9 protein-coding genes are annotated in these 6,704 nt (G+C 51.0%); 8 read left to right on the plus strand and 1 reads right to left on the minus strand.

The window, feature by feature from the left end:
* Nucleotides 1–62 precede the first annotated feature (62 nt).
* On the minus strand, nucleotides 63–281 hold the full coding sequence (locus PMI17_RS03680; RefSeq protein WP_007886237.1) for a protein SlyX: 219 nt from the start codon (nucleotides 279–281) through the stop codon (nucleotides 63–65).
* 280 nt (nucleotides 282–561) lie between these two features.
* Here PMI17_RS03680 and fkpA point away from each other — a divergent pair, with 280 nt between their 5' ends.
* From fkpA to fusA, 8 genes are all read left to right on the plus strand, one after another.
* A complete protein-coding gene (fkpA, locus tag PMI17_RS03685) occupies nucleotides 562–1,392 on the plus strand; it encodes an FKBP-type peptidyl-prolyl cis-trans isomerase (RefSeq protein WP_007886239.1) in 831 nt (276 codons plus the stop codon).
* Between the two features lie 174 nt (nucleotides 1,393–1,566).
* A complete protein-coding gene (locus PMI17_RS03690) occupies nucleotides 1,567–2,289 on the plus strand; it encodes a transcriptional regulator (RefSeq protein ID WP_007886240.1) in 723 nt (240 codons plus the stop codon).
* Nucleotides 2,289–2,675, plus strand: coding sequence for a sulfurtransferase complex subunit TusD (gene tusD, locus PMI17_RS03695; RefSeq protein WP_007886241.1), 387 nt, complete (start codon nucleotides 2,289–2,291; stop codon nucleotides 2,673–2,675). The genes PMI17_RS03690 and tusD overlap by 1 nt, the downstream gene beginning before the upstream one ends.
* A complete protein-coding gene (gene tusC / locus PMI17_RS03700; RefSeq protein WP_007886242.1) occupies nucleotides 2,675–3,034 on the plus strand; it encodes a sulfurtransferase complex subunit TusC in 360 nt (119 codons plus the stop codon). The genes tusD and tusC overlap by 1 nt, the downstream gene beginning before the upstream one ends.
* Nucleotides 3,035–3,043: 9 nt before the next feature.
* On the plus strand, nucleotides 3,044–3,331 hold the full coding sequence (gene tusB / locus PMI17_RS03705) for a sulfurtransferase complex subunit TusB (RefSeq protein ID WP_007886244.1): 288 nt from the start codon (nucleotides 3,044–3,046) through the stop codon (nucleotides 3,329–3,331).
* 126 nt (nucleotides 3,332–3,457) lie between these two features.
* On the plus strand, nucleotides 3,458–3,832 hold the full coding sequence (gene rpsL, locus PMI17_RS03710; RefSeq protein WP_006120575.1) for a 30S ribosomal protein S12: 375 nt from the start codon (nucleotides 3,458–3,460) through the stop codon (nucleotides 3,830–3,832).
* A 96-nt stretch (nucleotides 3,833–3,928) separates the two neighbouring features.
* Nucleotides 3,929–4,399 carry a 30S ribosomal protein S7 gene (gene rpsG, locus PMI17_RS03715; RefSeq protein WP_007886246.1) on the plus strand — a complete coding sequence of 157 codons (471 nt, stop codon included), beginning with the start codon at nucleotides 3,929–3,931 and terminating at the stop codon, nucleotides 4,397–4,399.
* A gap of 93 nt (nucleotides 4,400–4,492) precedes the next feature.
* Nucleotides 4,493–6,607, plus strand: a complete 2,115-nt coding sequence (fusA, locus tag PMI17_RS03720; protein WP_007886247.1) for an elongation factor G — start codon at nucleotides 4,493–4,495, stop codon at nucleotides 6,605–6,607.
* Nucleotides 6,608–6,704: the final 97 nt, after the last annotated feature.

The raw sequence follows: 6,704 nt of genomic DNA on the forward strand, positions 1-6,704 counted from the left end.
GCGGCTGCAGCCACTAAGTGGTGTGATGTCTGGCAAGGCCACCTTCGGGTGGCCTTTCTTTTTTAATAATGCGGCGGGGGTGTTTCTTCTGATTGCGAGGCGATCATCGACGGCGCACTATCTTTCACTTTATCCACTAACAGACGGACCTGCTCACGCAGTCTGATCATCTCCAGCTCATGCTGAACCACCGTTTGATTGAGCTGATCGATGGTGTATTCCTGAAAAGCCAGCTTGCTCTCCAGCGCCTCAAGGCGTTGTTCCCATTCTGTTTGCTGCATGATCTTTCCTCATCTTCCGGTGCGGCGCGTTAATCTGTTTCGGGCGTGATTCTACGGCCTTTCGCTTCAGAATCACCTGATATTTTACCTTTATGCGGCACGCTACATTGAAATGGCGCATAACGCCTATATCTCTGATGAAACTTCCTGAAGCAAAAAAGGTCGGAGGTTGACCGGGTAATTACATTGTGGGAGTGTTCGCCGCTGCCACGTAAAGTTATAGTGTGGGCCTCAGTCCGCAATGATTCCCGAGGTGAGAGGCTTCGGTTTTGGAGAAAGGATGAATTCACTGTTTAAAGTCACATTGTTAGCTACCACCATGGCCTTCGCGCTGAATGCACCGCTGGCAATGGCAGCAGAAACTACCGCTGCTCCAGCAGACGCTGCTCAGGCCGCGCCGCAAGCACCGAAGAATGCTGCTTTCAAAAACGAAGACCAGCAATCAGCTTATGCGCTTGGTGCGTCCCTTGGTCGCTACATGGACAACTCTCTGAAGGAACAAGAGAAGCTGGGCATCAAACTGGATAAAGATCAGTTGATCGCAGGTGTTCAGGACGCATTTGGCGGTAAGAGCAAACTGTCCGATCAAGAGATTGAGCAAACTCTGCAGGCCTTTGAAGGCCGTGTAAAAGGCGCCGCTCAAGCGAAGATGGAAAAAGACGCGAAAGAGAACTCCGATAAGGGTTCAGCTTACGCCGACAAATTCGCTAAAGAAAAAGGCGTGAAGAAAACCGAATCGGGTCTGCTGTATCAGGTAGAGAAAGAAGGTACCGGTAGCGCGCCTAAAGACAGCGACACTGTGGTGGTAAACTATAAAGGTACGCTGATCGACGGTACTGAGTTCGATAACTCTTATACCCGTGGCGAGCCGCTGTCATTCCGTCTTGACGGTGTGATTCCTGGCTGGACCGAAGGTCTGAAGCACGTGAAGAAAGGCGGTAAGATCAAGCTGGTGATTCCACCAAACCTGGCTTACGGCAAAAATGGCGTTCCGGGTATTCCGGCTAACTCTACGCTGGTGTTCGATGTTGAACTGCTCGACATCAAACCCGCGCCTAAAGCCGATGAGAAAGCACAGGCGCCAGTCGCTGCCGATCAGAAAGCGCAGTAATTTGCACTTGCTGTATTACGCCGCCTCTGGGCGGCGTTTTTATTTCTGAGAACAGAGTAAAGGTCTGGCTAAAGACCATGACATTTGCCAGACTAGCGCCTGCACAATTATCACAATATGAGTCTGCCCCAATGCTGTCGAGACAGGCTCCAGCCATTTAGGGTAATGTCTTCGATGTCTAATCCATTCAATCCCGGTGAACTGACTGACTTCGATTTACTGGAGCAACGTCCGTTCGAACAAGCTGATTACGATATTCTCAAATCCTACGAAGCTGTCGTTGACGGTCTGGCGATGCTTATTGGCTCGCACTGCGAAATCGTGCTGCACTCGCTGGAAGATTTGAAATGTTCCGCGGTGCGTATCGCTAACGGCGAACATACCGGACGTAAAGTGGGTTCACCGATTACCGATTTGGCACTGCGCATGCTGCACGATATGCATGGCGCCGATAGCAATGTTTCCAGGGCCTACTTCACGCGCGCGAAAAGTGGCGTGCTGATGAAATCTGTCACTATCGCGATCCGTAATCGCCAGCAGCGCGTCATTGGTTTGCTGTGCATCAACATGAACCTCGACGTGCCGTTCTCGCAGATTATGTCGACCTTTATGCCGCCGGAAATGCAGCAGGTTGACTCTAACGTTAACTTTGCCAGCTCGGTGGAAGATCTGGTGATGCAGACGTTAGAGTTCGCAATAGAAGAAGTGAGCGCTGACCGTAACGTTTCTAATAATGCCAAGAATCGTCAGATCGTCCTCAATATGTACGAGAAAGGTATTTTCGATATTAAAGACGCTATCAACCAGGTGGCCGATCGTCTCAATATCTCTAAGCACACGGTTTACCTCTACATTCGCCAGTTTAAAAGCGGCGATTTTCAGGGGCAGGATCGCTAATGCGCTACAGCTTGCTGGTCACCGGACCGGCATATGGCACCCAACATGCCAGCAGCGCGCTGCTGTTTGCCCGTGCGCTAGTGCAGGCGGGGCATCAGCTTGAAAGCGTATTCTTTTATCGCGAAGGCGTGTTGAATGCTAACCAACTGAGCGCGCCGGCCAGTGATGAAGTCGATATGGTGCGTGAATGGCAGCGGCTGCGCGATGAGAGCGGCACCGCACTGAACATCTGCGTGGCCGCTGCGTTACGGCGTGGCGTAACGGATGCACAGGAAGCGACGCGTCTACAACTGGCGGGTAGCAATTTGCAGCCGGGTTTTGAACTTAGCGGCTTGGGTGCACTGGCGGAAGCCGCGCTCAGCTGCGATCGTCTGGTGCAATTCTGATGAATCGCGTAGCTTTTCTGTTTACTCAGGCTCCGCACGGCAGCAGCGCGGGCAGGGAAGGGCTGGATGCGGTTCTCGCGACCGGTGCGTTAAGCGAAGATATCGGTCTGTTCTTTATTGGTGATGGCGTGCTGCAACTTAATCGTGACCAGCAGCCCGAGAAGATCCTGGCGCGCAACTATATCGCCACCTTCGGCGTGCTGGCACTCTACGACATCGATCAGTGTTTTGTTTGTGCTGATTCCCTATTAGCGCGCGGGCAAAGTCTGACTGCCGAACGCGTGATGGCAGCAGAAGTGCTTGATGCCTCGTCGCTTCGTGAGAAGCTAGCCAGCTACCATCGTATTATACGATTCTGAGAACCGATCATGCTCTACACGCTGCTGCAATCTCCCTGGCAATGCGACATTGATAGCCTGCTGCTGCTATTACAGGAAGGCGACGACCTGCTTTTATTACAGGATGGCGTGACCGCGGCACTGGCCGGCAGCCAGATGTTAGTTAAGCTGAGCGCATCGCCGGCCACGCTTTGGGTATTAGAAGAAGATGTGGCGGCGCGCGGCCTGGTTGAGCAAATTTCAACCAAAGTAGCACGTTTGGACTATACTGGTTTCGTTGCGTTGACGGCGAAGCATCAACAACAAGTGGCCTGGTAAGAGCGAAAACCTGGTTATTTCTTGACACCCTTTTGACACAGCCCTAAAATTCTGCCTCCTCGTAGTAATACGAGGCGATTTATTACGTGTTTACGAAGCAAAAAGCTAAATCCCAGGAGCTATTTAATGGCAACAGTTAACCAGCTGGTTCGCAAACCACGCGTACGCAAAGTTGCAAAGAGCAACGTGCCTGCGCTGGAAGCTTGCCCGCAGAAACGTGGTGTATGTACTCGTGTGTACACCACTACCCCTAAAAAACCAAACTCAGCACTGCGTAAAGTTTGCCGTGTGCGTTTGACTAACGGTTTTGAAGTTACCTCCTACATCGGCGGTGAAGGTCATAACCTGCAGGAGCACTCAGTGATCCTGATTCGTGGCGGTCGTGTTAAAGACTTGCCAGGTGTGCGTTACCACACCGTTCGTGGCGCGCTGGACTGCTCAGGTGTTAAAGACCGTAAGCAGTCACGCTCCAAGTACGGCGTGAAGAAGCCAAAGGCTTAATGGTTCTCCGTTAAGTAAGGCCAAACGTTTTAACTTAAATGTCAAACTAAACTCGTAGAGTTTTGGACAATCCTGAATTAACAACGGAGTATTTCCATGCCACGTCGTCGCGTCATTGGTCAGCGTAAAATTCTGCCGGATCCTAAGTTCGGATCAGAGCTGCTGGCTAAATTTGTAAATATCCTGATGGTAGATGGTAAAAAATCTACTGCTGAATCTATCGTCTATACCGCGCTTGATACCCTGGCTCAACGCGCTGGTAAAGATGGCCTGGAAGCGTTCGAGGTTGCTCTCGAAAACGTACGTCCGACTGTCGAAGTTAAGTCACGTCGCGTTGGTGGTTCTACCTACCAGGTTCCAGTTGAAGTCCGTCCGGTTCGTCGTAATGCCCTGGCAATGCGTTGGATCGTAGAAGCTGCTCGTAAACGCGGTGATAAATCTATGGCTCTCCGCCTGGCGAACGAACTTTCTGATGCTGCAGAAAACAAAGGTACTGCAGTTAAGAAACGTGAAGACGTTCACCGCATGGCTGAAGCCAACAAGGCGTTCGCACACTACCGCTGGTAACAGCAACGTAGTTGTTATTAACCCAGCGGGCGTCCCAGTGACTCACCTGCTGGGCTTTTTTAACTTAGAACGTCTAAGAATCAGAGGAATCAAATGGCTCGTAAAACACCCATTGAGCGCTACCGTAACATTGGTATCAGTGCCCACATCGACGCCGGTAAGACTACAACTACCGAACGTGTTCTGTTCTACACCGGTGTAAACCACAAAATCGGTGAAGTACATGACGGCGCAGCAACTATGGACTGGATGGAGCAGGAGCAGGAACGTGGTATTACCATCACGTCTGCTGCAACTACCTGTTTCTGGTCTGGTATGGCTAAGCAGTTTGAACCACACCACGTAAACATCATCGACACCCCGGGACACGTTGACTTCACCATCGAAGTTGAGCGTTCTATGCGTGTGCTTGATGGCGCAGTAATGGTTTACTGTGCAGTTGGTGGTGTTCAGCCACAGTCTGAAACCGTATGGCGCCAGGCTAACAAATATAAAGTTCCACGCATCGCGTTCGTTAACAAAATGGACCGCATGGGTGCTAACTTCCTGAAAGTTGTTGACCAGATGAAAGTGCGCTTGGGTGCAAACCCAGTTCCACTTCAGCTGGCTATCGGCGCAGAAGAAGGCTTCACCGGTGTTGTTGACCTGGTGAAAATGAAAGCGATCAACTGGAACGATGCCGATCAGGGCGTTACCTTCGTTTACGAAGATATCCCAGCTGATATGCAGGAACTGGCTGAAGAGTGGCGTGCGAATCTGGTTGAAGCCGCAGCTGAAGGTTCTGACGAGCTGATGGAGAAATTCTTCGGCGGTGAAGAGCTGACAGAAGAAGAGATCAAAACTTCTCTGCGTAAGCGCGTTCTGAAAAACGAAATCATCCTGGTTACCTGTGGTTCTGCATTTAAGAACAAAGGTGTTCAGGCGATGCTGGATGCGGTAGTTGAATACCTGCCAGCACCGACTGACGTTACCGCGATTAACGGTATGCTGGACGACGGTAAAGACACTCCGGCTGAGCGTCATTCCGATGACAAAGAGCCGTTTGCTGCACTGGCGTTCAAAATTGCTACCGACCCGTTTGTTGGTAACCTGACCTTCTTCCGCGTTTACTCTGGTGTTGTTAACACTGGTGACACCGTGTTCAACCCGGTTAAGTCAAACCGTGAGCGTCTGGGCCGTATCGTTCAGATGCACGCTAACAAACGTGAAGAGATCAAAGAAGTTCGTGCGGGCGATATCGCCGCAGCGATCGGTTTGAAAGACGTGACTACTGGTGACACCCTGTGTGACCCAGACAACGTCATCATTCTTGAGCGTATGGAATTCCCTGAGCCGGTAATCTCTATCGCCGTTGAGCCGAAAACCAAAGCTGACCAGGAAAAAATGGGTCTGGCTCTGGGTCGTCTGGCGAAGGAAGATCCATCATTCCGTGTTTGGACTGATGAAGAAACCAACCAGACCATCATCGCTGGTATGGGTGAGCTGCACCTCGACATCATCGTTGACCGCATGAAGCGTGAATTCAACGTTGAAGCGAACGTCGGTAAACCTCAGGTTGCTTACCGTGAAGCAATTCGCGCGAAAGTTACCGATATCGAAGGTAAACACGCCAAGCAGTCTGGTGGTCGTGGTCAGTACGGTCATGTTGTTATCGACATGTACCCACTGGAGCCGGGCGTTAACCCGAAAGGCTACGAATTTGTCAACGATATCAAAGGCGGTGTGATTCCAACTGAATACATCCCTGCGGTTGATAAAGGCCTGCAGGAGCAGCTGAAGTCAGGTCCTCTGGCCGGTTATCCGGTAGTAGATCTGGGTGTTCGTCTGCACTTCGGTTCATACCATGATGTCGACTCCTCTGAGCTGGCGTTTAAACTGGCTGCTTCTTTGGCCTTTAAAGATGGCTTTAAGAAAGCACAACCCGTGCTGCTTGAGCCAATCATGAAGGTTGAAGTAGAGACTCCGGAAGAGAACACCGGTGACGTTATCGGTGACCTTAGCCGTCGTCGTGGTATGCTCAAAGGACAGGAATCTAACGCTACTGGCGTTCAGATCCATGCTGAAGTTCCGCTGTCTGAAATGTTCGGATATGCAACCCAGCTGCGTTCTCTGACCAAAGGCCGTGCTTCTTACTCCATGGAGTTCCTGAAGTACGATGATGCGCCGAACAACGTCGCTCAGGCCGTTATTGAAGCTCGTAGCAAATAAGCTACGGTTTAAAAATTGTGAACTGATGCCTTCATGACTCATGAAGGCACAACGTAAGGAATTATCGCCATGGCGAAAGAGCAATTTCAGCGTAACA

Origin of the sequence: Pantoea sp. GM01 (assembly GCF_000282675.1) — a bacterium.
GTDB classification, from domain to species: Bacteria; Pseudomonadota; Gammaproteobacteria; order Enterobacterales; family Enterobacteriaceae; genus Pantoea; species Pantoea nemavictus.